General features: G+C 66.2%; 23 protein-coding genes. 15 read left to right on the top strand and 8 right to left on the bottom strand.

Annotation, left to right across the window (positions count from 1 at the left end; translation table 11 throughout):
• Window positions 1–3: 3 nt before the first annotated feature.
• Window positions 4–933, bottom strand: coding sequence for an alpha/beta fold hydrolase (locus MVA47_RS07025; RefSeq protein ID WP_247207242.1), 930 nt, complete (start codon window positions 931–933; stop codon window positions 4–6).
• A 3-nt stretch (window positions 934–936) separates the two neighbouring features.
• On the bottom strand, window positions 937–1,458 hold the full coding sequence (locus MVA47_RS07030; RefSeq protein WP_030169033.1) for a phage holin family protein: 522 nt from the start codon (window positions 1,456–1,458) through the stop codon (window positions 937–939).
• 309 nt (window positions 1,459–1,767) lie between these two features.
• On the opposite strand from MVA47_RS07030, the gene MVA47_RS07035 reads away from it, so the two are divergent.
• Window positions 1,768–2,190, top strand: a complete 423-nt coding sequence (locus tag MVA47_RS07035; protein WP_308280506.1) for an SRPBCC family protein — start codon at window positions 1,768–1,770, stop codon at window positions 2,188–2,190.
• 29 nt (window positions 2,191–2,219) lie between these two features.
• On the opposite strand, the gene acs is transcribed toward MVA47_RS07035, so the two are convergent.
• On the bottom strand, window positions 2,220–4,163 hold the full coding sequence (acs, locus tag MVA47_RS07040) for an acetate--CoA ligase (protein WP_247207243.1): 1,944 nt from the start codon (window positions 4,161–4,163) through the stop codon (window positions 2,220–2,222).
• A gap of 171 nt (window positions 4,164–4,334) precedes the next feature.
• Between acs and MVA47_RS07045 the strand changes: the two genes are divergently transcribed.
• Entirely contained in the window at window positions 4,335–5,177 is an 843-nt protein-coding gene (locus tag MVA47_RS07045; protein ID WP_030169041.1) for a helix-turn-helix transcriptional regulator, read from the top strand.
• 71 nt (window positions 5,178–5,248) lie between these two features.
• Complete coding sequence (locus MVA47_RS07050; RefSeq protein WP_030169045.1) at window positions 5,249–5,995, top strand: hypothetical protein; 747 nt, start codon at window positions 5,249–5,251, stop codon at window positions 5,993–5,995.
• Between the two features lie 500 nt (window positions 5,996–6,495).
• On the opposite strand, the gene MVA47_RS07055 is transcribed toward MVA47_RS07050, so the two are convergent.
• Complete coding sequence (locus MVA47_RS07055) at window positions 6,496–7,332, bottom strand: HAD-IB family hydrolase (RefSeq protein ID WP_247207244.1); 837 nt, start codon at window positions 7,330–7,332, stop codon at window positions 6,496–6,498.
• Window positions 7,333–7,760: 428 nt separating this feature from the next.
• Between MVA47_RS07055 and ssd the strand changes: the two genes are divergently transcribed.
• The 7 genes from ssd to MVA47_RS07090 all read left to right on the top strand — a co-directional run bounded on the left by ssd (window position 7,761) and on the right by MVA47_RS07090 (window position 12,379).
• Window positions 7,761–8,672, top strand: a complete 912-nt coding sequence (gene ssd / locus MVA47_RS07060) for a septum site-determining protein Ssd (RefSeq protein WP_247207246.1) — start codon at window positions 7,761–7,763, stop codon at window positions 8,670–8,672.
• 151 nt (window positions 8,673–8,823) lie between these two features.
• A complete protein-coding gene (locus tag MVA47_RS07065) occupies window positions 8,824–10,020 on the top strand; it encodes a TadA family conjugal transfer-associated ATPase (RefSeq protein ID WP_247207247.1) in 1,197 nt (398 codons plus the stop codon).
• Window positions 10,017–10,817, top strand: coding sequence for a type II secretion system F family protein (locus MVA47_RS07070; RefSeq protein ID WP_247207248.1), 801 nt, complete (start codon window positions 10,017–10,019; stop codon window positions 10,815–10,817). Before MVA47_RS07065 ends, MVA47_RS07070 begins: the two co-directional genes overlap by 4 nt.
• Window positions 10,814–11,416, top strand: a complete 603-nt coding sequence (locus tag MVA47_RS07075; protein WP_247207249.1) for a type II secretion system F family protein — start codon at window positions 10,814–10,816, stop codon at window positions 11,414–11,416. Before MVA47_RS07070 ends, MVA47_RS07075 begins: the two co-directional genes overlap by 4 nt.
• A 44-nt stretch (window positions 11,417–11,460) precedes the next feature.
• On the top strand, window positions 11,461–11,667 hold the full coding sequence (locus tag MVA47_RS07080; RefSeq protein WP_030169063.1) for a DUF4244 domain-containing protein: 207 nt from the start codon (window positions 11,461–11,463) through the stop codon (window positions 11,665–11,667).
• 41 nt (window positions 11,668–11,708) lie between these two features.
• A complete protein-coding gene (locus tag MVA47_RS07085) occupies window positions 11,709–12,029 on the top strand; it encodes a TadE family type IV pilus minor pilin (RefSeq protein ID WP_247210639.1) in 321 nt (106 codons plus the stop codon).
• Window positions 12,026–12,379 carry an Rv3654c family TadE-like protein gene (locus tag MVA47_RS07090; protein ID WP_247207250.1) on the top strand — a complete coding sequence of 118 codons (354 nt, stop codon included), beginning with the start codon at window positions 12,026–12,028 and terminating at the stop codon, window positions 12,377–12,379. The genes MVA47_RS07085 and MVA47_RS07090 overlap by 4 nt, the downstream gene beginning before the upstream one ends.
• A 6-nt stretch (window positions 12,380–12,385) precedes the next feature.
• Here the strand turns inward: MVA47_RS07090 and MVA47_RS07095 are convergent, their stop codons facing one another.
• Both MVA47_RS07095 and MVA47_RS07100 read right to left on the bottom strand, forming a co-directional pair.
• On the bottom strand, window positions 12,386–13,180 hold the full coding sequence (locus MVA47_RS07095) for a hypothetical protein (RefSeq protein WP_247207251.1): 795 nt from the start codon (window positions 13,178–13,180) through the stop codon (window positions 12,386–12,388).
• A gap of 190 nt (window positions 13,181–13,370) precedes the next feature.
• Window positions 13,371–15,689, bottom strand: coding sequence for a DEAD/DEAH box helicase (locus tag MVA47_RS07100; protein WP_247207252.1), 2,319 nt, complete (start codon window positions 15,687–15,689; stop codon window positions 13,371–13,373).
• A 305-nt stretch (window positions 15,690–15,994) separates the two neighbouring features.
• Between MVA47_RS07100 and MVA47_RS07105 the strand changes: the two genes are divergently transcribed.
• The 3 genes from MVA47_RS07105 (at window position 15,995) to topA (ending at window position 20,070) form a co-directional block, all read left to right on the top strand.
• A complete protein-coding gene (locus MVA47_RS07105) occupies window positions 15,995–16,198 on the top strand; it encodes a cold-shock protein (protein ID WP_023956397.1) in 204 nt (67 codons plus the stop codon).
• A 147-nt stretch (window positions 16,199–16,345) separates the two neighbouring features.
• Entirely contained in the window at window positions 16,346–16,924 is a 579-nt protein-coding gene (locus MVA47_RS07110) for a hypothetical protein (protein WP_030169088.1), read from the top strand.
• Between the two features lie 170 nt (window positions 16,925–17,094).
• Window positions 17,095–20,070 (top strand): type I DNA topoisomerase, encoded by a 2,976-nt coding sequence (gene topA / locus MVA47_RS07115; RefSeq protein ID WP_247207254.1) that lies wholly within the window; start codon window positions 17,095–17,097, stop codon window positions 20,068–20,070.
• A 78-nt stretch (window positions 20,071–20,148) separates the two neighbouring features.
• Here the strand turns inward: topA and MVA47_RS07120 are convergent, their stop codons facing one another.
• Window positions 20,149–21,690 (bottom strand): adenylate/guanylate cyclase domain-containing protein, encoded by a 1,542-nt coding sequence (locus MVA47_RS07120; RefSeq protein WP_374474136.1) that lies wholly within the window; start codon window positions 21,688–21,690, stop codon window positions 20,149–20,151.
• Between the two features lie 69 nt (window positions 21,691–21,759).
• Here MVA47_RS07120 and MVA47_RS07125 point away from each other — a divergent pair, with 69 nt between their 5' ends.
• On the top strand, window positions 21,760–23,016 hold the full coding sequence (locus MVA47_RS07125) for a DNA polymerase III subunit delta' (protein ID WP_247207255.1): 1,257 nt from the start codon (window positions 21,760–21,762) through the stop codon (window positions 23,014–23,016).
• A 13-nt stretch (window positions 23,017–23,029) separates the two neighbouring features.
• On the opposite strand, the gene MVA47_RS07130 is transcribed toward MVA47_RS07125, so the two are convergent.
• Window positions 23,030–23,470 (bottom strand): MarR family winged helix-turn-helix transcriptional regulator, encoded by a 441-nt coding sequence (locus tag MVA47_RS07130; protein WP_247207256.1) that lies wholly within the window; start codon window positions 23,468–23,470, stop codon window positions 23,030–23,032.
• Between the two features lie 74 nt (window positions 23,471–23,544).
• Here MVA47_RS07130 and MVA47_RS07135 point away from each other — a divergent pair, with 74 nt between their 5' ends.
• Window positions 23,545–24,612, top strand: coding sequence for a hypothetical protein (locus tag MVA47_RS07135; RefSeq protein ID WP_247207257.1), 1,068 nt, complete (start codon window positions 23,545–23,547; stop codon window positions 24,610–24,612).
• Window positions 24,613–24,667: the final 55 nt, after the last annotated feature.

A 24,667-nucleotide genomic window follows, 5' to 3' on the forward strand; every position in this document is an offset into this window, starting at 1 on the left:
CCGTCAGCGCCCGGCGAACTCGATCAGCAGTTCGTTGACCTCGTCGGGGTTTTCCTGATGTGCGTAGTGGCCGCTGCCGGTGACCTCGGTGAAGTCGAGCCGGTCGACCCATTTGGCGCTGCCCGCCATCGTGGACCGGAGGATGTAGCGATCGAGTTCGCCGTGCATGGCCAGCACCGGGATCTGGAGGCGCCGGTCCATCAGCTGGAGGAACTTGTAACCGTCCGGGCGGAATTGGGACCGAAAGGCCCAGCGCCGGTATTCCAGGCTGCAGTGCGCCACACCGGGGATCTGCACCGCCGATCGGTTGCGCTTGGCGGCGTCGGCGAAGTCGTCGGTGCGTGGCCACCCCGGCCCGGATCGACGTCGCATCAGTTCTTCGGCCATCGCGCCGTCGTCGCGGGTGAGGTCGCGCTCGGCGGTCCGTGGGATCTGGGCTCGGAGCAACCCACCCAGAAATGCCTTGCGTTGGGTCGACTCCCGCATGTTGGCGTTCTTCAGCGCCTGCGGATGCGGTGAGGAGACCACCGCCATCGAGCGGACCGACCGGGGATGCAGGGTCGCGGTCGCCCATCCGACGAGACCGCCGTCGGCATGTCCGACGATGGTGGCGTCGGAATGACCGAGCGCGCGGATCAGGCCGTCGGTGTCGCCGGCCAGTGTCCATCCGTCGTAGCCACGTGGCGGCTTGTCACTGTCGCCGTATCCGCGCAGATCAACGGCAACGGCCCGGAACCCGGCGTTGGTGAGCGCGGTGATCTGGTGACGCCAGCTCCACCAGAATTCCCCGAAGCCGTGCATGAGGAGCACCAGGGGCCGGTTGGTGGGTGTGTCCGCACATTCGACGACGTGCAGGCGCACGCCGTTCGCGCGGACATCATGGTGATGCCACGGTCCCGCGAATCGAACGGTCGACGGGTCCGGGGGCGCCAAATGTCAGCCTTTGAGGACCTTGTGCGAGCCGGACGGCTTGCTCAGGTCTGCACCGGGGTGGACTCCGTCGTGCCCGGAGGTGGGCAGCACTTCGGGCACCCGCTGAACCGATGCGATCGTTTTACTCGGACCGGTGATCCGTTTGAACACCCGATAACCGATGAATCCGGTGATGATCGCCAGGACCAGCAGGATGAGGAACACGATGCCGAACGCGGCCCAGCGCGGCAGCCACTCGTCCAGCAGTTCCCCGAGGAACCAGAAGAAGAACAGGCTCGCGTAGAGCAGCACGGTGAGGGCGACCAGGATGAGGCCCGAACCCACTGCGGCCTTCTTGGCCTCGGCGGTCAGTTCCGCCTTGGCCAGTGCGACCTCGGCGCGGAACAGCGTCGACAAGTGCGTGGTGGCGTCCTTGACCAGACCACCGACACTCGGGTCGCCGCCGGGGCGCACATTGGGGTCGGACAACGGAATCGACGAGACGTTCGGCGGAACATCTCCCGAAGGGCGGTCGTCCAGCGTCACTGCAACTCCTCCATCCTCGGACACCACGCCCGAGTCCATCCCGGACGTTCATCTCTGCATCGCCGGGGTTAGTAGGCCTTATGTTGCCATGCCCGACCCGATTGCAGGTTCATCGGACCTTTCTACGGGCGCGAGGCGCCGTAGATGCGTTAACTGTCGGGTGGTGCACCCGGGGCCGTCCGGTCGATCGGGTGGCACCACCGACCCACGATCACGAAGGACTGGCATGCCGACTTACCCCATGGAACCGTTCGAGCTGGACTTTTTCAGACCGCCCCGATCACCCACCGATTCAGTGTCAACCTCCCGGTGTCTCCTGAGCAGGCGTGGGCCGAACTGACCAGACAGAACACCCTGGACTGGTGTCGGGTGATCAAGTCGATCACGTTCACCTCTCCGGCGCCCTACGGCGTGGGGACCACCCGTAGGGCGCAGTTGGCGCCCGGGTACGCGCAACTGTCGGAGAGGTTCTTCTGCTGGGACGAAGACCGTGAGGCGGGCACCTACCGCAACGCGTTCTACGTGGAGCAGTCCAATGTGCCCAGTCTTCGTCGCTTCGGTGAGTTGAGTGAAGTGGAGCCGTCGGGAGGTGGCTGCCGCTTCACATGGTCGTTCGCGATCGAGATGGGTGGGGTGATGGCGAAGACCTCCAGGTTCGCGTTGCCCATCACGCAGAAGACGTTCGCAACCCTGGAAACCGATACCGTCAAGCACTTCTCGAAGCTGAGCTGACAGCAGCCACCACCCGGTACCCCTCGGGTTCAGTCGGCCTTGCGGCGGCGGATGTTGTCGAACACCGACGGGTCGACCAGTGTCGAGGTGTCACCGAGTTCGCGTCCCTCGGCGACGTCCTTGAGCAGCCGTCGCATGATCTTGCCGGAGCGGGTCTTGGGCAGTTCTGGCACCACGTAGATCTCACGTGGCTTGGCGATCGGCGAGATGTCCTTGGAGACCTGGTCTTTGAGTTCCTTGACCAGTTGGTCGCCGGTGTCCTCCTGGCCCTGCCGCAAGATCACGAACGCGACGATGCCCTGGCCGGTGGTGGCATCGGCGGCGCCGATGACGGCGGCCTCGGCGATGCTGTGGTGTCCGACGAGCGCGGATTCGACTTCGGCGGTGGAGATCCGGTGTCCGGAGATGTTCATGACATCGTCGATGCGGCCCAGGACCCACAGGGCGTGGTCGTCGTCGTAACGCGCGCCGTCGCCTGCGAAGTACCAACCCTGCTCGGCGAATCGCGACCAGTAGGTGTCGCGGAAACGTTCCTGGTCACCCCAGATGCCGCGCAGCATCGACGGCCACGGCTTGTCGAGCACGAGGAAGCCCTGTTCGCCCGCGCCGACCGGTTCGCCGTTGTCGTCGACGATGTTCGCGCTGATGCCGGGGAGCGGGGCCATCGCCGAACCCGGCTTGGTGGAGGTGATCCCGGGCAGCGGAGAGATCATGATCGCGCCGGTCTCGGTCTGCCACCAGGTGTCGACGATCGGGCAGCGCTCGCCGCCGATGACCTCGTGGTACCAGCGCCACGCCTCGGGGTTGATCGGCTCGCCGACGCTGCCGAGCAAACGCAGCGAACTCAGGTCGTGGGCGTCGGGAATCTCCCTGCCCCACTTCATGAAGGTGCGGATCAGGGTGGGGGCGATGTAGTAGGTGGTGACCTTGTACTGCTCGATGATCTCGAAGTGGCGATGTTCGGTGGGGGAGTTGGGCGTTCCCTCGTAGACCACCTCGGTGGCGCCGTTCGAGAGCGGCCCGTACACGAGGTAGCTGTGGCCGGTGACCCAGCCGATGTCGGCGCCGCACCAGAACACGTCCTTGCCCGGCTTGTGGTCGAAGACGTTGTGGAATGTGTAACTCACCTGCGTGAGGTAGCCGCCTGACGAGTGGACGATGCCCTTGGGCTTTCCCGTGGTGCCGGACGTGTACAGCAGGAACAAGGGGTGCTCGGCGTCGTGCGCCATTGCGGTGTGCACGTTCTCGGCCTTGGCGACGGTCTCGTGCCACCAGACGTCCCGGCCCGGGGTCCAGTCGATGTCTGAATCGGTGCGATTGACCACCAGGACGTGCTCGACGGATTTCGCTGCGTCGTCCCCGCTGCCGAGCGCCTCGTCGACCGCGGCCTTGAGCGGCGCAGGCTTGCCGCGGCGGTACTGGCCGTCGGTGGTGACGACCAACTTCGCCTCGGCGTCATCGACCCGCGATCGCAGCGCGCCGGCCGAGAATCCGGCGAAGACAACAGAATGCGTGAGTCCCAGACGTGCGCAGGCGAGCATCGTGACGATGGCCTCGGGAACCATCGGCATGTAGATGGCCACGCGATCGCCGGCGACCAGGCCGATCTCGACGAAGTAGTTCGCGGCCTGGCTCACCTCGGCGAGCAACTGGCTGTAGGTGAGGTCGCGGGAGTCGCCCGGCTCGCCGACCCAGTGGATCGCCACCCTGTCGCCGTTGCCCTCGAGGACATGACGGTCGACGCAGTTGTATGCGACGTTGAGTTTGCCTCCGACAAACCATTTGGCGAACGGTGCGCCGGACCAGTCGAGGACATCGGTGAAGTCGGTGTCCCAGTGCAGTCGGCGGGCCTGCTCGGCCCAGAACGCGAGCCTGTCGGCCTCGGCCGCTTCGGCCAATTCAGGTCCGGCGTTGGCCTGCTCGACAAACGCCGGGGGTGGGGGGTACGCCGCTTGCGCGGTTCCTTCACTCATTTTCTGCCCTTTCGTACTGGCTGCCCGACCTGCATGGGGCGAGCCCGATCCGGACACCGATTCACGTGCCGCTGTGTTCGGTCCCGTCACAGACGCGCGGTCGCTGTGTTGTACACCACATGATGGTTGCGGCATCATCGGAGGCAATAGCCCCGAAAGTGGATACTGCAGATGAGTCCAGACAACAGCGTGCTCCGTCCCAGTGATCGTGAACTGGTGCGCGCCACGAGTGCGCGTCTGCGCAAAACCGCCGGGATCCCGGTGGTCTTCGCAGGTCTGCGCGATCGGGACGTCATCCAGGTCACCGAGTCGGTGGGTCACCAGACTGCTGCCCTTCGAACCATCACGGTCACCCCCGAACGTGGGCTCGGTGGGCTGACGTGGCTGAACAAGCGGGCCAAGATGGTCAGGGATTACGGGTCGGCCAGCGAGATCACCCATGACTTCGACGACCAGATCCTCGGTGAGGGCATCACCGACCTGGCTGCGGCCCCCATTGTCGTCGACGGCGCGGTCAGAGGGCTGTTGTACGGCGGCTGGCGCGGTGGCGGAGGACTTCTCGGCGAGCACGCGATGGATGCACTCTCGCTCGAGGCCGGCCGGATCGGCACCGAACTGCGGATCCGCGACGAGGTGGACCGCCGGGTCGCCGCGATCGCAGCACGCGAGCAGGCTCAGCGGCCGATCCCCGACTGGATCCACGAGCTCCGCGACATCGCGACAGGTGCCGAGGATGAGCAGACCCGACGCCGGATCGGCCGACTCGTCGATCAGATCACCAGTGTCGATCGGTCCGGGGTCGAGCCGACGATCGCACTCACGCCACGCCAGCTACAGGTGCTGTCGCTGGTCGCGATGGGTTTTGGCAACCGGGTGGTCGCCGATCGTCTCGGCCTCACCGTGGACACCGTCAAGACCTACCTCCGGGCCGCCATGGTTCGTCTGGGTGCCCGCACCCGTCACGAAGCCGTGGTGAAAGCGCGCGCCGCCGGGCACGTCCTGGAATTGATCTGACTCCCCGGCCGTCCGCTCTCGCCGCGCATCCCGGCCGAGGCCGCCATCTCGGCCCAGTACGCTGGCCTCTCGTGACCGACCCCTTGGCTCCGATACTCGAACTGCCCGGCGTGATCGAGGCAGCCGACCGAGCGCGTGATGCCCTGGCCGCTGCTCACCGGCATCCGGTGAACCTGCGCGGGTGGGAGAAGACGGCAACGGAGGCGTCGTGGCGGGCCGGACGGTCGTCCGCTGCCATCGACGGTGGAAGTGTCGATCTGGTGCGCGACGGCGACTTCGATGATCCCGTGCTCTCGGGTGCCATGCGGGTGGCCCAGGCGCTCGACGGTGAATCGCTCCCGCAGTTCGTGTCGACCTGGACGCGTGCTCCGTTGCAGACGCTGGCGCGACTGCACGTTCTCGCCGCGAATGACCTCACCGACGATCCGCAACTACTGGGCCGTCCCCGCGCCGATCGCGACCTCGGCCAGCGTCTGGCTTTGCTCGCCCAGCTCATCACCGGCGCGACAAAAGCACCCGCCCCCATCGTGGCGGCGGTGGTGCATGCAGAACTGCTCTCCCTCGAACCCTTCACGTACGCGAACGGGATCGTCGCTCGCGCGGCGTCGCGGCTCGTCTGCACCAGCAGCGGACTCGATCCACACAACCTGGGCGTGCCCGAGGTGACATGGTTCCAGCGCGTGCGCGAGTACCGCGACAGTTCGACCGCCTTCGGTTCCGGAGACCCCGACCGTATCCGGGAATGGGTGCTGCTGTGCTGTGATGCCCTCGAAGCCGGTGCCGCAGAGGCGAACTCGATTGCCGAAGCCGCGCGATGAGCGTCGACCTGCTCTGAACGCGCTGACCTGCTCTGAACGCGCTGACCTGCTCTGAACGCGCCGACCTGCTCTGAACGCGCTGCGGGCGGCGTACCGGTTCGCCTCTGCGTTCCGATCGCCGCCCGCTAGCACGGATCCGAGTTACCAAGCGTGCTTTGGTGGTTGTGTGGGATGGCCTAGGCGTAGTGTTCCGCCGCCGCTTCGAAGCCGTTCCCACCCAAAGGAACTCACTCGAACTCGACGCCGGATCTCGCAGGCCCGCAACCTGGTGCCTCCCGCGGCGTGCTGCGCGTGGGTGCTCGGTATCCGTGCTGGGAGTGCGCGGTCAGGAGTCCGATCCTTCTCTTCCGGCCCGAACTTGGCTTTCCGCGCTTTCCGTAACTACTTTCTACACCGTGACCGCGGTCACATCAAGACCTCGGGCGCATCAATTCGAGATTGACTTTTCCCGTTGGGCGGAAACGTTTTTCGTGTTCGCGGTGGGCTCGGCGCGTCGCGCGTCAGTGGCGCTTGCGTGCCAGGATCGAATAGGTGAGGGCGCCGGCGACCACGGCGCCCAAACCGACTGCCGCCGAGGCGGTCACGGTGGGAGACGGCGTGTTGGGCAGGCGATCGCGAATCGAGATGGGCTTGGTGAACGACAACATCGGCCAGCCGAGAGCGGTGGCCTGCTTGCGCAGCGCGCGGTCGGGATTGATGACGGTGGGATGGCCGACCGCCTGCAGCATCGGCAGGTCGGTGATCGAGTCCGAGTAGGCGAAACACTGGGAGAGGTCGTAGCCGACGGATTCGGCGATCTCGTTCATCGCCGCGGCCTTCTCCTCGCCGTAACAGTAGAACTCGACCTCGCCCGCATACTTGCCGTCGATCACCTTCATCCGGCTGGCCATCGAATAGTCGGCGCCCAGCATCTCGCCGATCGGTTCGACGATCTCGGCCCCCGAGGCGGACACGATCACGACGTCATGACCCCGGGCCTTGTGGCCGGCGATGAGGTCCGCGGCTTCGGCGAACACCAGGGGGTTGACGATGTCGTGCAGCGTCTCGCGGACGATCGACGACACCTGGTCCACGTCCCACCCCGTGCACATCTCGGTGACATGTTTACGCATCCGCTCCACCTGATCGTGGTCGGCGGCTGATAGCAAGAACATGAATTGGGCGTACGACGACTTGAGTACCGAGCGACGGTTGATCAGCCCCTGGTCGAAGAACGGGCGAGAGAACGCCAGCGAACTCGACTTCGCGATGATGGTCTTGTCGAGGTCGAAGAAGGCGGCGATCCGCGAGCCGGAGATGGATTCCGGACCACCGTCCGCGGGCCGGGAATAAGTCACGTGTCGAGGGTACGTCGGGCGTCCATCCCGGGCGCAGATTCATCGGTTCGGACTACAGGGGAGGCCGTTAACGATGTCGGATCGGCATGACGAAAAACAAATGGTTGAACTTGCAATCAATCCGGAGTTTTTGTGTATAGTCGTTATTACCCGGACCTGATCCGGGGCTTTCAGCCCGACCCCCGGGGCTGAACGCGACGACCCTGGCCTCCTCCCCCCTGGCCGGGGTCGTCCCCATTTCCGGGGTGTTTCGGTCATCTGACCCGTACGATCATCCCTCGCATCTACCCTTCTGACCTGCTGTTTTGAGTTATGGGTGGTGTCTGCTCGACCGTCCGACGGATCGGGTTGTCCACAGACCGTCGGCCATCCACAGATGGAGGGTTCGGCCAGGTTCCCCGGTCGGTGGCGTACCCGATGCTGAGTCCATGCCCGAATCACCCAGCGTGCTCGTCATGGTCTCGTCCGAGGTCGCCGATGACGTTGCGCGTGTCGCAGCCGCCTCCGGTTATCAGGTGTGGCGTGCGGCACCTGACCGTTGTCGTCGGGAGTGGTCCGAGGCCACTGCGGTGCTCGTCGACGCGACCACCGTTGACGCCACTTTGTCGGCCGGCCTGCCCCGCCGACCCGGCGTCATGGTGGTCGGGCTGACGGGCAGTGGACCGGACATGTGGCGCACCGCGCTGGCTCTCGGAGCCGAGGACGGATTCGTCCTTCCCGAGGACGAGCACGCCGTCGTCTCTGCGCTGTCGCGCATCCGCACACCCACCGGCCCATCCGGTGTTGCGGTCGCTCTGCTGGCTGGGCACGGCGGCGCCGGAGCGTCGACCTTGGCCGCTGCTGTCGGGTTGCTGGCGACCGAACAGGGCGCCGGCGCTCTACTCCTGGATCTGGACGATCTGGGTGGAGGCCAGGACCTGATGCTCGGCATCGAGGACCAACCCGGCCTTCGATGGCAGGAACTGACTCTGGAGAGCGGCCAGGTGGCAGCCGACTCACTCCACGCCGCCCTGCCCCACGCGCGCGGTGGCCTGGCCGTCCTGACCAGCCGCCGAGGATCCGCGCAGCCTGTGCGTCCCGAGACGGCGCTCGCCGCGATCGACGCCTGCCGTGCACACGGTGATGTGGTGGTCGCCGACCTGCCGCGGCGAGATGACGAGCTGGCGGCGGCCGTGGTTGAGGCGGCTGACATCGTGGTGGTCGTCTGCTCGGCGACCATTCGGTCGTGCGCGGCCACCCGGGAGGTGGCGCGACGGATGGGCTCACGCAGCGGGCGACTGGAAGTGGTGGTCCGTGGCCCTGCCCCGGGGGTCTGCGGGCCCGGCAGGTCGCCGAGGTGATCGGTCTCCCGTTGCTCGGTGCGACGCGGTCGGATCCGAAGGTTCCCTGGCAGCTCGAGTCCGGCGGCCTTGTTCTCGGTCGGCGATCACCGCTGCGTCGGACCGCGGAAGCCGTGCTCCAGCGTGGCGTCGACTCACGTCGGGGGCGGAGATGACCACTCGGACCGATGTGGCCGGCACCACTCGAGCGGCTCTGCTGACCCGTGTCCGGGAACGGCTGGCCGCCACCGCACAAGACCCGACCCCCGAGGTGATGGCCGCGGTGGTGCGGGAGGAAGCCGGTGGGGTCCTCGGCGACACCGATCTCCTCGACGCGCTGCGGTTCCTGCACACCGAATTGGTGGGCGCCGGAAGGCTCGAGACCTTGCTGGCAGGACCGACGGTCAACGACATCCTGGTGGTCGGCCCGAAACAGGTGTGGGTCGACCAAGGCCACGGACTGCAGCCGGCGACGATCGAGTTCGAGGACGACGATGCCGTCCGGCGACTGGCCATGCGGCTGGCGCTCGCCGCGGGCAAACGCCTCGACGACGCGCAGCCTTGGGTGGACGGTCAACTCACCGATGTCGGCAGGCGGGGTTACAACGTGCGCCTGCACGCGGTCATCCCGCCCATCGCCGTCGACGGCACGTGTCTGTCGCTGCGAGTTCTCCGGCCGGCCACGCAGAACCTCGATGCGTTGGTCGCGTCGGGTGCGATCGTCGCGGAGGCGGCGACTCTGCTGGAGGCGATCATCGACGCCCGGCTGGCCTTCCTGGTTGTCGGGGGGACCGGTGCGGGAAAGACAACTCTGTTGTCGGCCCTGCTCGGCCGAGTTGATCCGGCCGAGCGCATTCTGTGCGTCGAGGACGCGGTTGAACTCGCCCCACGCCATCCTCATGTCGTGCGGCTGGTGGCCCGGACGCCCAATGTCGAAGGTGCGGGCGAGGTTCCGGTCCGCGCACTGGTTCGCCAAGCGCTGCGCATGCGCCCCGATCGGATTGTTGTCGGTGAGGTCCGCGGCGCCGAGGTGGTCGACCTCCTCACAGCGATGAACACAGGACACGACGGTGGCGCGGGAACACTGCACGCGAACTCCACGGCGGAGGTACCCGCGCGGATGGAGGCGCTTGCCGCGCTCGGTGGCATGGACCGCCCGGCTTTGCACAGTCAGCTGGCAGCAGCCATCTCCGTCGTGATCGGCGTCTTCCGCGACGCCTCGGGCGCCCGGGGCGTCGCCGAGATCGGCATGGTCCGCCGCAGCGACGATGGCCTTGTCAAGATCGAGCGGGTCTGGGATCGAGATGACGGATTCTCGGATGCGGCAACGGATCTTGCCGATCTCCTGAGCTCGAGGCTGCGCCGGTGAGCGCCGTCGTCGCCGCTGTTGCGGTCGCTCTGCTGATGTGGCCCCGGACCCCGCACCATCTGCGCGCAACCGGGCTGGCCGAGACAGCCCGCTCTCCTCGCCGAAGAATCGGTGATCCTGCAGCGTGTCTCACCGGTGCGGTACCGGTGGTCGCGTTCGCGGTATTCGGCCCGGCAGCCGCACTCGCGGCCGGCATGGCTTCGGCGATGACCTACCTCGCGGTGGTGGCGCGACGACGGGAGAGCGACGCGGCAGCCGAGATGGCCCGGCTGCTGGCAGCGCTCGAGGTCATGATCGCCGAGCTCCGCGTGGGTGCTCACCCGGCTCATGCGTGCCGGCAGGCCGCGCAGGACTGTGTCGATCGTGCGGCGACCTTCGCGATGTTGCAGATGATGGCCGGTCGGGCCGCTCTCGGGGGTGATGTCGCCGATGGCATCGAGCAGATCGAGAGCAATCAGCGCGCGTCATGGCGCAGGGTCGCGGTGGCGTGGCGCACGGCGGAGCAATACGGCCTGCCGATGGCCGAGCTGCTGACGTCCGTGCGATCGGACCTGATGGCTCGCAACCGGTTTCGTGAGCGAACCAGGGCTGCACTGGCCGGTGCGAAGGCCACCGCACTGGTACTCGCATTGTTGCCCGTCCTCGGAATCGTGTTGGGGCAGGCCATAGGGGCGGCTCCGCTGTCGGTGCTGCTCGGTGGTGGCCTCGGTGGCGTGCTGCTGGTGGTCGGAGTGGCGCTGGTGTGCTGTGGCCTGCTGTGGTCGCGCAGGATCGTGGGCAAGGTGACCGCCCTGTGACCCCGTGGGTGATCGCCGCCGTGGCCGGGGCGGGTGGATTGTGGCTGATACCAGGTCCGGTGTGGCGCACCTATCGCGTCGTCGGTCCGCCTGCTCGCACACCCCGTGATCGGGAGCCGCGTTGGCTGGGAAAGAAGAAGGGCGGCGATGAACCCTTCGCCGCGGCGGCGAGCTATGAACTGTTCGCGGTGTGCCTGCGGTCGGGACTCCCGGTTGGTACGGCGGCCCGCGTGGTGGCGGACTCGGCGCCACCAGCCCTGGGCAGAACCCTTGCCGAGGCCGCCGACCTCCTCTCGCTGGGCGCGGACCCGTTGCGTGCGTGGGCTGTTCCCGACGACGCCGATCCGGCCGCCCATGCTCTGGCTGCCATGGCGAGGCGTTCGGCGCGTGCCGGATCGTCACCGGTGCGTGGCCTCGGGGAGTTGGCCGACGGTCAGCGGGCCGAAGCGCAAGACCGCGCGGCCGCGGCAGCGGAGCGCGCCGGTGTCGCCATCAGCGGTCCGCTGGGTCTGTGTTTTCTGCCGGCCTTTGTCTGTCTGGGCATCGTGCCGGTGGTCATCGGATTGGCCGGGCCGGTGTTCGGCGGGGGATTGCTGTGAAGACTTGCCGCGGAATGACCGCGGCACGAAAAAGGGGAGAAACCATGATGAACAGAGTCTTTCGAGAAGCGCAGGCACGCGCGGCGCTGCTGATGACAGACGAGGACGGGATGTCGACCGCCGAGTATGCGATCGGGACGATTGCTGCCGCGGCTTTCGGGGCCATTTTGTACACCGTTGTCACCGGCGACAACATCGTGTCGGCGTTGACGGGGATCATCGACAAGGCGTTGCAGACGTCGGTCGGATGATTCGTCGTGGCCGGGCTCGTCTGGTGTCTGACGAGCGGGGGATGGTGACGGTGGAGGCGGCGATTGCGATCGCCTCGATTGTTGCTGCGGTGGTGATGGGGGTGGTGGGGGTCGTTGCGGTGGCGGCTCACGTGCGGTGTATCGATGCCGCTCGTGAGGCGGCGCGGATTGCGGCGCAGGGTGATTCGGGTCGGGCTGAAGAGGTTGCCGCGCAGGTCGGTCCACGGGGTGCGCAGGTGCAGATTCGGACTGAGGGTGATGTGGTGGTGGCGCGGGTGAGTGCGTCTGTGCCGTTGTTCCCGATGCTCGATGTGGGTGCTGATGCGGTCGCGGCGGTGGAGCCGGAGGGTGCGGACCCGTGAGGCTTGCTGCCGACGAGCGCGGGTCGGCGACGGTGGTGGGGGCGTGTGTGGTGGCGGCGCTGGCGGGATTAGTGGTGTTGGTTGTCTATGTGGGGGCGGCTGTTTCAGCCCGACATCAGGCGCAATCGGCTGCTGATCTCGGCGCGCTCGCCGCGGCGCAGGCGTTGGTGCTTGGTGGTGCCGACCCGTGCGGCCGGGCTGAGGTGATCGCTCGCCGGATGTCGGCGGGTGTGGTGTCGTGCACGGTCGACGGCAGTGATGTGGTGCTGACGGTGACCGTGGGGGTGGAGGTGGGTGCCTTCGGACAGCGGCAGGCCCGCGCGGTTGCCCGCGCGGGCCCGGCCGAGTAGGGGTGGCTACTTGCGTTTGACGATGCCCGCGATCCCGGCGATCACCAGACCGATTCCCGCGATGAGGGTGAGCCACAAACCGAAACCGACTTCGAGGAGGGGGCTGTAGTCGCTGATGTCGGCGATGTCGATCGCCGAGGTGAGCACGATCAGCAGACCGGCGATCAGCGCGATGATGCCTGCGACCAGGTGCAGTGGTGATCGCTTGGCGATCAGCGCGGAGACCACGCCGAAGATGGCCGCGACCAGTCCCAGGACCAGTGTGATCATGCCGTCTTTGACGCCGTAGTCGGAGTCGCCGAGGCCATTGACCTCCACGATGCCGGTGACCCAGGGCAAGAACGCCGCGATCACGGTCAGCAGGCCGAGCGCCGCGATCACCCCACCGATGATCTTGACCGCTTTCGACAGCGTGGTCGGTCCGGTGGCCGCCGCGTCGTAGGGTCCTGCGCCGTAAGGGCTACCGCCATAGGGATTCTGGCCGGCCTGGTACGGACTCTGCCCAGCCTGCGAGTATTGCGGTTGCTGCCCGTACTGCTGCGCGTTCTGGGGTTGAGCATTCGGGGGTTGTTGCCCGTACTGCTGGCCGTACTGCGGATGCTGGCCTTGCGGCTGCCCGTATTGCGGTTGTCCATACTGCGGCTGCTGCCCGTACTGGCCCTGGGATTGGCCGCCCGGCTGACCACTCTGCTGACCGCCCGGCTGCGAATACCCCTGCGGCGGACCACTGGGCGGTGGTGTGGACGTCGGACTGAACCGCGTCTGTTCGTACGGGTCGGGCTGCCCGGGGCTCTGAGACATCGTCAATCCTTCTGCTGAAACCTTCAACGAGTTTGGATATCCAACGGTAAGCCCAAACAAGCCCGTGAGAAACCGAATCCTTGTCCCACCCCGGCAAACGAAAGCTATTTCAGTCAGATGGTCGACACAATCTGGCGCAGGAGCCGCGCGACTGCGCGACGCAGGCAACGCGGGACCCCGAAACGTGACCTCAGCTGTCCGGCAATTCACGCAGGATCAGGTCGAGAACGCGAATGGCAGCCGCCTTGTCGAGCGGGTCATTGCCGTTTCCGCACTTCGGTGATTGGACACACGAGGGGCAGCCCGCCTCGCAACCGCAGTCCGACACCGCATCCCGGGTCGCTTTGATCCACATTTCGAACGCCTCATGTCCGCGGTCGGCGAACCCGGCGCCGCCGGGATATCCGTCGTAGACGAACACGGTGGGCAACCCCGTGTCGGGGTGCAGGTTGGTCGAGAGCCCTCCGATGTCCCATCGATCGCAGGTGGCCACCAGTGGGAGAAGACCGATTGCTGCGTGCTCGGCGGCGTGTAACGCGCCGGGGAAGTCCACCTCGGCGATCCCGATCGCATCGAGTGCCTCGGGCTCGATCGTGTACATCACCGCCCGCGTCGACAGCGTCTGGGGCGGCATGTCCAACTCCACCGAGTCCAGGACCTCACCGGTGAGCAACTTACGCAGGTAACCGATCACCTGATGGGTGACGTCGACGCGGACAAGGGAGACCTTCAACGGTCCGTGCCGCTGTTCCTGCATCACCTCGGTGATCTCCACGACTGTCGTCTCGCGGGCGCTGGTGGTCCAGTCCGGTTCTTCTGGGTGGACCAGCGCCAGCCCGTCCTCGAGGTCGAGTTCATCGACGACGTAGCTCTCACCCTGATGGATGTGGACGGCTCCGGGGTGGACGGTGGACATGGCCCGGCCGGTGTCCACGGTGCCCAGCAGTTGGGCGCTGGTCTCGTCAACGATCATCACCTGCCCGCCGATGCCGCCCCGGATGTCCACGGCGCCATGAGGATCTACGCCCGCCGCGACGTACCAGCCGGCCTTCCGGTGACGGATGAGCCCTTGCCGGGCGAGGTCCTCGAGCAGCTCCCGTGCGCCGAATGCGTCCACCTCGGCCTCTTTCAGAGGCATCTCCGCTGCCGCGCAGAGCAATTGAGGACCGAGTACATACGGGTTGGTGGGGTCGGTGACCGTTGCCTCGACGGGCTTGTCCAGCAACGCTTCCGGATGGTTCACCAGATAGGTGTCGAGGGGGTCGTCGCGGGCGACGAGCACCACCAGTGAACCCTCACCGCGGCGGCCGGCGCGGCCGGCCTGCTGCCAGAACGACGCGACAGTGCCCGGAAAACCCGCCACCACAATGGCATCGAGACCACTGATGTCGACGCCGAGCTCCAGCGCGTTGGTGGTCGCGACCCCCAGTAGTCGACCGTCGGCGAGGTCGCGCTCGAGCACTCTGCGGTCGTCGGCGAGGTAACCGGCGCGGTACGCGGCCACCCGTGACGACAACTCGGGGTCGACCTCGTCGAGAATGCGTTTGGCCGAGAGTGCGGCCAGCTCCACTCCTCGGCGGCTGCGTACAAAACAGAGTGTCCGGGCGCCTTCGAGTACCAGGTCGGCGAGGATGCGGGCGGCTTCGGCGCCGGCCTGTTTGCGCACCGGCGCTCCGTTCTCCCCGGTCATCTCGGGTACGAAGCCTGGTTCCCACAAAGCGACGGTGCGAGCACCGTGGGGCGACCCGTCGTCGGTGATCTCCTCGCAGGGGGCGCCGACGAGTCTGCTCAGAGCCGCACCCGGCGTTCCCGAGGTGGCGCTGGCCCCGATCACCACCGGATCGGCACCGACCGCGCGTGCCAATCGCAGCAGACGCCGCAACACCAGGGCGGTGTGTGACCCGAATACGCCGCGGTAGTGGTGACATTCGTCGACGACGATGAATTGCAGACCGCGCAGGAAATGCCGCCATCGACCGTGGGAGCCGAGTATTCCGATGTGCAGCATGTCGGGGTTGGTGAAGATCCACCTCGAATGTTCGCGTGCCCATTGCCGGACCGCAGGTTCGGTGTCTCCGTCGTACGCGCAAGGCTGTAGGTGCAGGAACTCCTTTCGCCCGGCCAAGAGCGAGCTGACGGAGCGGAGCTGGTCTGCACCGAGCGCTTTGGTGGGCGCGAGGTAGAGGGCGGTGGCCCGCGGGTCGGCGAGCATCCTGCTCAAGATGGGCACTTGATAGGCGAGCGATTTACCGGACGCGGTGCCTGTGGAAAGCACCACATGTCGACCGGCCCAGGCGTGTTCGGCGGCCGCCACCTGGTGCGACCACGGTCTGCGAACACCCGCCTCCACAAGCGCTTCCTTAACCGGACCGGCGACCCAGTTCGGCCACTCGGCGAAAGATGCTGTCCGGCTGGGAATTACCGACTTGTGAGTGAGTGGCGATTCATCAGGGGAGATTCCGGCCAATGTCCGCGCCAGTAGCGCGGAGCCGAAATCATCACTACTCATAATGCCAGTTCACCACGCCGTAATCGTACCGATTGCTGCCGACAATCACGGTTGTGGCCACGTTTGGAATCAGATTGAACTCTCGACTGTTGTGCACGCCCGGAACATGATTGACTGATCGCGGTCGCAGCTTCTGGGGGGCGGTTCAAGCATTTGGCCGATCTCTCGGGATCGTGTTGCGAGCGTGGTACTGAAGGCTGGGTGCGCGGGTTCGTCCCGCGAGCGGCGCCAGTAGGTATGGCGGTCGGAACCGGCCCGGCGGGGTAACTCCCCGCCGCACCCGGGTGAAAGAAAAGGAATGCAAGATGGCACAGGGGACTGTGAAGTGGTTCAACGCGGAGAAGGGCTTCGGCTTCATCGCGCCTGACGATGGACCGGACGACGTGTTTGTCCACTACTCGGAGATCCAGGGGAACGGATTCCGCACCCTCGAGGAGAACCAGCGGGTCGAGTTCGAGGTCGGTCAGGGCACCAAGGGCCCACAGGCCACCGGCGTTCGCGCGCTGTAGGTCGCTCCCCGAGGACCTTCGCACCACGCGAGGAACCTCCGTTTGATTTGGGCATTCTTAAGGTGCTCGACGATCTCACCCCCGGTCGCTGAATTCCGGTGTCCGGGGGTGAGCCGTTTTCCGGCCCACATACCGTACGGTTTCATCGTGGGTCAGCTGTCCATGTTCTCCGCGGAGACCGACGAACCGTCTGTGGACGATCTCGCCGGTCTGTTGGCGTCGGCCGGACAAACCACGATCGGATCTCGCGGCGCACGCGTCTCGGTGGTCGTGGCCGACGACTGGCGGGCCCAAGCGCTGGCAGACGAGATGGAACGGTGCGGACTCACTCCTGAGGTCTCGGTGTCGTCGGAGGGTTCGCCGCTTGTGGGTACCGCCACCACATGGGCACTCGAGCCGCTCCATCGCGCTTGGACAAAAGGCGCGATCAAGACGATGCCTGCGACGTGGGTGCCGAGCCCCCGGGCGCTGCGTCTGTGGGTGATCGCTGCCGGGCAGCGCGACGTCGACCGCTACCTGTTGGGACTCGACCCGCACACCCCTGAGTCCCATGGGGCTTTGGCCACCGCTGTGATGCGCGCAGGGGTGGCACCGACGCTGGTGGGCACGCGGGGCGCGGCCCCCGCCCTGCGGATCGCAGGCAAACGTCGCTTGACGCGTCTGATCGAATCAGTGGGTGAGGCTCCGGACATCCCCGGGGCGGCCGCATGCTGGCCATTCATTTGACGGGCGCGTCGATCGATCGCTGAACTGCGACGACACCCTGTCCGAGGGGGGTCCCAACACCGGGCCCCGACCGGTTTCGCGGGTGGCAGATCAGGTAGAGGTGTGTCAGTAGCGCTATACATAAGGTACAAACGGGCCAGAAGGCCCAGGGAAAGGTGCAGGCAAAGACGGTGGCGGATTCAGGTACAACAGCCCGCGGGACTGGCGGTGTCGTGCGCCGGCTCGTGATCGTCGAGTCTCCGACCAAGGCCCGCAAGATCTCCTCATATCTCGGCAACAACTACGTGGTGGAGTCGTCCCGCGGACACATCCGGGACCTCCCACGCGGCGCGGCGGACGTGCCCGCCAAGTACAAGGGTCAGCCCTGGGCGCGACTCGGTGTCGACGTCGAGCACGACTTCGAGCCCCTCTACGTGGTCTCGCCGGACAAGAAGTCCACCGTCACCGAGCTCAAGTCGCTGCTCAAGGACGTCGATGAGCTCTATCTCGCAACAGACGGTGACCGGGAGGGCGAGGCCATCGCCTGGCACCTGCTGGAGACCCTCAAGCCCAAGGTTCCGGTCAAGCGGATGGTCTTCCACGAGATCACCGAATCGGCCATCAGGGCTGCCGCAGAGAACCCCCGTGACCTCGACGAAGACCTGGTCGACGCCCAGGAGACCCGACGCATCCTCGACCGCCTGTACGGCTACGAGGTGTCGCCGGTGCTGTGGAAGAAGGTCATGCCGAAACTCTCGGCGGGCCGTGTGCAGTCGGTGGCCACCCGCATCATCGTCGAGCGCGAACGCGAGCGGATGGCGTTCCGGTCGGCAACGTATTGGGACATCGCCGCCACGCTCGACGCCGGCGCGGAAGCGACACCCCGCAGTTTCGGCGCGAGGCTCGTCAGTGTCGACGGCGACCGCGTGGCCAGTGGCCGCGACTTCGACTCCGCCGGTGCGCTGAAGAAGGCCGACGGGGTGACAGTGCTCGACGAGTCGCGCGCCGTGTCACTCGCGTCAGGGCTCCAAGGCGCCGCGATGACGGTCTCGTCGGTCGAGGAGAAGCCCTACACGCGCCGCCCGTACGCGCCGTTCATGACGTCGACCCTGCAGCAGGAGGCCGGCCGCAAACTCAGGTTCACCTCCGACCGCACCATGCGGGTGGCGCAACGGCTGTACGAGAACGGCTACATCACCTACATGCGTACCGACTCGACCACGCTGTCCGAGTCGGCCATCACAGCCGCCCGTAACCAGGCCCGTGATCTCTATGGGGCCAACTTCGTCCATCCGACGCCGCGGCAGTACACCCGCAAGGTGAAGAACGCGCAGGAGGCGCACGAGGCCATCCGGCCGGCGGGCGAGTCCTTCCGGACGCCGGGTCAGGTCGCCTCGGCGCTGCAGACCGACGAGTTCCGGTTGTACGAGCTGATCTGGCAGCGCACGGTCGCGTCGCAGATGGCCGACGCGCGCGGCACCACGATGAGTCTGCGGATCAGCGGCAAGGCGCAAACAGGTGAGACCTGTACCTTCGCCGCGTCCGGTCGCACCATCACCTTCCCGGGCTTCTTGTCGGCTTATGTGGAGACGGTGGACGAGCAGGCCGGCGGCACCGCCGACGACGCCGAGAGTCGCCTCCCGAATCTCGTCGAAGGCCAATCACTCACTGCAACCGAGCTGCGTCCTGACGGGCACACCACCAACCCGCCCGCCCGATACACCGAGGCTTCATTGGTGAAGACGTTGGAGGAGTTGGGGATCGGACGTCCGTCGACGTACGCGTCGATCATCGGCACCATCCAAGACCGCGGGTACGTACACAAGAAGGGGTCGGCCCTCGTGCCGTCCTGGATCGCGTTCGCGGTGGTGGGACTGCTCGAGGCGTACTTCAAACGCCTTGTCGACTACGACTTCACGGCCACCCTCGAAGACGATCTCGACCAGATCGCGCAAGGCGCCGAGAATCGCACCGCCTGGCTGACCCGTTTCTACTACGGGCAAGAGGGTGCAGAAGGACAGGCCGGCACCGGGCTCAAGAAGCTCGTCGGCGTGAACCTCGAAGAGATCGATGCCCGTGAGGTCAACTCGATCCGGTTGTTCGACGACGACCAGGGTCGCCCGGTGTACGTGCGGGTCGGCCGATTCGGTCCGTATCTCGAACGCACGGTCACCCCTGAAGGTGGTGGCGAGCCGGAGTCGCAGCGCGCCAACCTGCCCGACGACATCACGCCTGACGAGCTCACGCTCGAATTGGCCGAAAAGCTTTTCAGCACACCGCAAGAGGGCCGCACCCTGGGTGTCGATCCGCTCACCGGTCACGAGATCGTCGCCAAGGAAGGGCGTTTCGGTCCGTACGTGACCGAGATCCTCCCGGATCCGGAAGACGAAGGCGACGACGGGAACTCGGTCCCGGCGCTGACTCCTCCGCCTGCGCCCACCCCGCTCGACGACGGCGCGACCCCACTGGACGCACCGACGGGCGGCGGCGGCACCGCAACCGCCACCAAGAAGGCGACTGCCAAGAAAGCCGCGAAGAAGGCGGCCAAGAAGGCCGGACCGAAACCGCGCACCGGATCACTGTTCAAGTCGATGGAGATCGGCTCGGTCACTCTCGACGACGCGTTGAAGTTGCTGTCGTTGCCACGGGTTGTGGGGCAGGATGCCGAAGGCCAGGAGATCACCGCACAGAACGGTCGCTATGGGCCATATCTGAAGCGCGGCACCGATTCTCGCTCGTTGACGTCCGAGGACCAGATCTTCGACATCACCTTGGACGAGGCGTTGAAGATCTATTCCGAGCCCAAGCGCCGCGGTCGGGCAGCAGCTGCTCCTCCGCTGCGTGAGCTGGGCAAGGACCCGGTCTCCGAGCAGCCGATGGTGATCAAGGACGGCCGTTTCGGTCCGTACGTGACCGATGGCGAGACCAACGCGAGCCTGCGAAAAGACGATGACGTCGCGTCGATCACCGACGAGCGTGCGTCGGAGTTGCTGGCGGACAGGCGAGCTCGTGGCCCGGCGAAGAAGTCGGCCAAGAAGGCGTCCAAGAAGGCTCCGGCAAAGAAGACCGCTGCCAAGAAGACAGCGGCGAAGAAGACCACCGCCAAGAAGACAGCTGCGAAGAAAGCTCCCGCGAAAAAGGCTGCTGCCAAGAAGAAGGCTGACTAGCACCACGATCGTCCCCGTCATCGGTGGCCGAGGACATAAGTCCCTCCGCCCCAGCCGACGGGGACGATACTGGTGGAGCTAGACCTCGACCTCGTATTTCGGCCTCGCCAAACGTGTCTCGATGCCCCGTCCACGTAGTTCGACACCTTCGCCGATGTCCCAGTGCTCGGCTTCCTCTGATGACGCCAGGTACACGGCGCGGGCGGAACCGAGTACGCGACTCGGCTCGAACTTCGCCAGGTCGGTCAGCCGGGCAGCCTCGTTGACCGGGTCGCCGATGACGGTGTACTCGAGGCGCTGTTGCGAACCGATGTGTCCGGCAATGGCTTTGCCCGCCGATACCCCGATGCCGACGTCGGTGTCGCCGAGCGCGGCATCGAGTTCCTGACGCAACGTCCGTGCCGCGGCGAGGGCCTGACCTGCGAAGTCCTCTTGATCCAAGGGGGCGCCGAAGATCGCGAGGGCGGCGTCGCCCTGGAACTTGTTGACGAAGCCCCCGTGGCGGCCGACGACGTCGACGATCACCCGGAAGAACTCGTTGAGCAGGTTGACGACGTCGCGGGGTGGTCGGTTGACGGCCAGTCGGGTTGATCCGACGATGTCGACGAACAGCACCCCGACGTAGCGTTCTTCGCCACCGAGTTCGGTGCCGATCTCGATGGCACGGCGCGCCACGTCTTCGCCGACGTAGCGGCCGAACAGGTTGCGGAGCTGTTGGCGCTCACGCACATCGGCCACCATCTCGTTGAATCCCGCCTGCAGGAGACCGAGGTCGCTGCCGTCGTAGATGCGCACGGAGGTGTCGAGGTTTCCCTCACGCACCTCGGCCTGCGCGAACCGGAGCTGTTTGATGGGGTCGGCGATGGCGGACACCACGCGCACGAGACCGATCGAACCGAAGGCGAGGGCGGCGATCGCCATCCACAGGACCGGGCGTTGCAGACCGGCGGCGTCGGTGTCGATCACGCCGATCTGCTGACCGATCACCAGCGCGATGATGACGCAGAGGGGAGCAGCCACGCTGATGATCCAGAACAGGATGATGCGCTGGGTGACGCTTGGGGCCGTGGCGCTCTCGGGGTTGTTGGCCATCGCGGCAACGGTGATGGGTCGGAGTACCTTCTCCGACTGCATGTAGCCCAGCACGCAGGTGATGAGGGCGCCGACGAACGAACCGAGTGCCACGACGATGGCTGTTTTTGCCGATTGCGAGAGGCTGAGGAGCGCGAAGATCGCGCCGCCGAGCAACCACAGGGCGCCATGCACCTGCACCAGCAGCACCGGGAGGCGGAGGGCGCGTCGGCGTGCGCTCTCGTTGTCGAGTCGGGATCGTCGGCGGGTCCATACGAGAACCGGGAGCGACAGGGCGATGGTGGCGTACGCACTCACCAGGCCGGCGATGAAGAGGTAGACCACGAACACCAGCTGGCTCAGGCCGCTGATCTCGGACAACTGGACCGACGTCTGCTGGGGGAGGCCGAACCGGAGGAATGCGAAAGTGAACAGGGCACCGACGACATTGGCCCGGAGCATGTCCAGAGCCAGCACCGGCCACGGTGTGCGCACCAGCCAGCGCAACAGGTGCCATCCCCGTTGTAAGCGTGACTGTCTTTCCACCACGTGACCACGGTAGCTGGCTGCTTGCAAGAGTTAAACACGACAGTCGGAGGCGCCCGATAGGCTTGACCTGTGACAACTGTGTTCGATCGACTTGTCGGCCAGCACGCGGTGGTGGGTGAACTCACATCGGCGGCGGTTGCCGCAGTTCGGCTTGCTGCCTCGCGCGACCTTCAAGCACACGGAAATGACCCGTTACCACTGCTTGCCGGGGACCCGGACTCCGGCTCTTCGGCGATGACACACGCGTGGCTGTTCACCGGTCCGCCTGGTTCTGGGCGGTCTGTGGCGGCTCAGTGTTTTGCCGCCTCGCTGCAATGTGAGGTGACCGACTCGCCCGGATGTGGGCGATGTCACGCGTGCACGACTGTGATGGCGGGCACACATTCGGATGTTCGGAGGATAGTCCCGGAGGGATTGTCGATTCCGGTGAAGGACATGCGAGCCATCGTCCAGACCGCCGCGCGCCGTCCCAGCGTGGGTCGTTGGCAGGTTGTGGTGATCGAGGATGCCGACCGGCTCACCGAAGGCGCCGCCAACGCGCTGCTGAAGGCGGTCGAGGAGCCGCCACCTCGCACGGTGTTCTTGCTGTGCGCCCCCAGCATCGATCCAGAGGACATCTCGGTGACGCTCCGGTCGCGGTGCCGGCACGTGGCGCTGACCATGCCGTCGGTGGCCTCGATCGCCGAGGTGCTCATCGAGTCCGACGGCATCGATCCGGAGATGGCCAAGTGGGCGGCGTCGGTGTGTGGCGGTCATGTCGGCCGGGCGCGACGGCTCGCCACCGATGACGAGGCCCGTGAGCAGCGCAAGCAGGCGCTGGCGGTCGCACGGGCAGCCACCAGGGACGCGACCGCGTACTCGGCAGCCGAGGCGCTTGTGAAGTCGGCCGACGCCGCTGCCAAGGCCATCAGCGCCAGACTCGACGAGGCCGAAACCGAAGAGATGCGTACGGCGCTCGGCGCCGGCGGCACGGGAAAAGGTGCGGTCGGGGCCATGCGGGGTTCGGCGGGAATCCTCAAGGACCTCGAACGTCGGCAGAAATCCCGGGAGACGCGCACCGGGCGCGACCTCCTCGATCGTGCGCTCGTGGATCTGGCGGCCCTGTTCCGGGACGCTCTGGCCGCGTCGTATGGGTCGTCGGTGACCGCGATGCACCCCGACATGTCCGAGCAGACCGTGGCGATGGCCGGCTACGCCCGCCGCGAGGAACTGCTGGCCTGTGTCGAGGCGGTTCTGGAATGCCGGGAGTCGTTAGGTTTCAACGTCAAACCGAAGTTCGCAGTCGATTCGATGGTCGCCAAGATCGGCTTGGCCCTGCGCCACTGAGTGCGGCGAACGCTCACCTTGCGGGTGCTTCCGAGGCGGCACCGAGTTCCTCGAGGCAGGTGCGGAACACCTCGTAGCGGTCCGCGCCGAGTCGGTCGGCCCAGACCCGTTCGACCTCGCCGATCGCTTCGCGCGTGCGCTCCACCGCGGCCAATCCACGGGGTGTCGGTGTGATCATCGTGGCTCGGCGGTCAGTCGGGTCGCGGACGGACTCGACGTATCCGTGCTCTTCGAGGTGTCCGATCAATTGGGAGATGCCCTGCCTCGTGATCGCGGTGCGCTCGGCAAGGGTGCTGGGTCGGGTTCCTTGCTCATCGACGGAATCGAGGATGCGCAGATGAGACGGTCGCAGCGGTCCCACGTCGCCGACCTGGGTGAGCAGATCCCGTCGGAATTGCGTGAATGCATCGTCCATCAGGGCCGCCAGGTGAGTCGGGAAAGACCGTTGCGCCATTTAGTAAAGTTCCTTTAGTATAAAGTCAGTTGATCAAGCTAGTTTACTACTCTGGCGGTGTTCACCATGATGAGATGCCGGTTCCTGCTGAAAGCACGTTGTCCACGGTGGCTCGCGCACTCGGTGTGACGGGGTCCGTCACCTACTCGGCCCGGCCTCTCGACTTCGAGATTGCTGCTCCGGGCACAGGTGGCCTCTGGCGTGTGCGCATCGCTGGGGCCAACGGTTCCGCCACCTCCGTGGTCAAGGCATTGCGGCACCCGAGCGGTTGGCCGATGCTCGCCCAGCTCTCCGACGCCGATCGGGCGATGTTTCTCGCGACGTTCCCGTGGTCGGGTGAGCCCGAGGTGCTGAACGAGCTCACCGCGGCGTGCCCGGTGGGCATGCGTGCGGTCGGACTCCTGGGATCGCAGTGGCACGGCGATCAGCTCCGGACGATGTGGATGGAGGACCTCGGAGAGGCATCTGCGCCGTTCACCGCCGAGCAGATAGCAAGCACGTCGCGCTTGCTCGGTGAACTGGCCGGCCGCCGAACTCTGGCCGGATCGGCGATGTCCGAGGCGTTCGAGGACGGCTTCGCTCTGACGATGATCGCGAGGGGTCGCGTGATGTCCGGTCTGCTACCGCTTCTCTCTGGGCCGATGGGGGATGCCGCAGGCGACCTCGTCTCACCGGAACTCGTCAGCGACCTGCTCTGGGTGGGCGAACATCTCGAGGACGTGCTCGGCGTTGTTCACGCTCTGCCCCAGACGCCCGTGCACGGTGACGCGGCGCCCGAGAACCTGCGCCAAGATCCCTGCGATGCCGGCATGATCGTCCTGATCGACACCGCGCAATTTCCTCGGCATGCGGTCGGCTATGACCTCGGGCAACTGCTGTTCGGTCGGGGCAGTCCGGCGATTGCCATGGGCGAAGACTTCATCGATGACGCCGTGGGCCAGTTCGTTCGGGGGCTGGCCAACGGGGGCCTTCCGACGGCGGCCGCAGATGTGTGGGCCGGGTTCGTCGGGTCGGCGTTGATCCGCAACGGGTTCGACGTCGTCACGCCCGGAGACGATGTGGCGGACCGGATCGCGACTACGCGGTATCTCATAGACAAAGCCGTGGAGCTGGGCCTTTTGCCGCATCGACCAGCTCACTGACCGAGCCGGTTTGGTTGCTGTCGGCTCCGGTCGATAGACTCGTCTGCGCTGCCTT

The organism is Williamsia sp. DF01-3 (assembly GCF_023051145.1).
Classification (GTDB): domain Bacteria; phylum Actinomycetota; class Actinomycetes; order Mycobacteriales; family Mycobacteriaceae; genus Williamsia.

Bases quoted from the DNA above. Each gene is read 5' to 3' on its own strand.
- acs (WP_247207243.1), bottom strand. From the start codon at position 4,163: ATGAGTGAAGGAACCGCGCAAGCGGCGTACCCCCCACCCCCGGCGTTT.
- ssd (WP_247207246.1), top strand. From the start codon at position 7,761: ATGCCCGAATCACCCAGCGTGCTCGTCATGGTCTCGTCCGAGGTCGCC.
- MVA47_RS07135 (WP_247207257.1), top strand. From the start codon at position 23,545: ATGCCGGTTCCTGCTGAAAGCACGTTGTCCACGGTGGCTCGCGCACTC.
- MVA47_RS07130 (WP_247207256.1), bottom strand. From the start codon at position 23,470: ATGGCGCAACGGTCTTTCCCGACTCACCTGGCGGCCCTGATGGACGAT.
- MVA47_RS07085 (WP_247210639.1), top strand. From the start codon at position 11,709: ATGGTGACGGTGGAGGCGGCGATTGCGATCGCCTCGATTGTTGCTGCG.
- MVA47_RS07095 (WP_247207251.1), bottom strand. From the start codon at position 13,180: ATGTCTCAGAGCCCCGGGCAGCCCGACCCGTACGAACAGACGCGGTTC.
- MVA47_RS07080 (WP_030169063.1), top strand. From the start codon at position 11,461: ATGATGAACAGAGTCTTTCGAGAAGCGCAGGCACGCGCGGCGCTGCTG.
- MVA47_RS07100 (WP_247207252.1), bottom strand. From the start codon at position 15,689: ATGAGTAGTGATGATTTCGGCTCCGCGCTACTGGCGCGGACATTGGCC.
- MVA47_RS07065 (WP_247207247.1), top strand. From the start codon at position 8,824: ATGACCACTCGGACCGATGTGGCCGGCACCACTCGAGCGGCTCTGCTG.
- MVA47_RS07105 (WP_023956397.1), top strand. From the start codon at position 15,995: ATGGCACAGGGGACTGTGAAGTGGTTCAACGCGGAGAAGGGCTTCGGC.
- MVA47_RS07045 (WP_030169041.1), top strand. From the start codon at position 4,335: ATGAGTCCAGACAACAGCGTGCTCCGTCCCAGTGATCGTGAACTGGTG.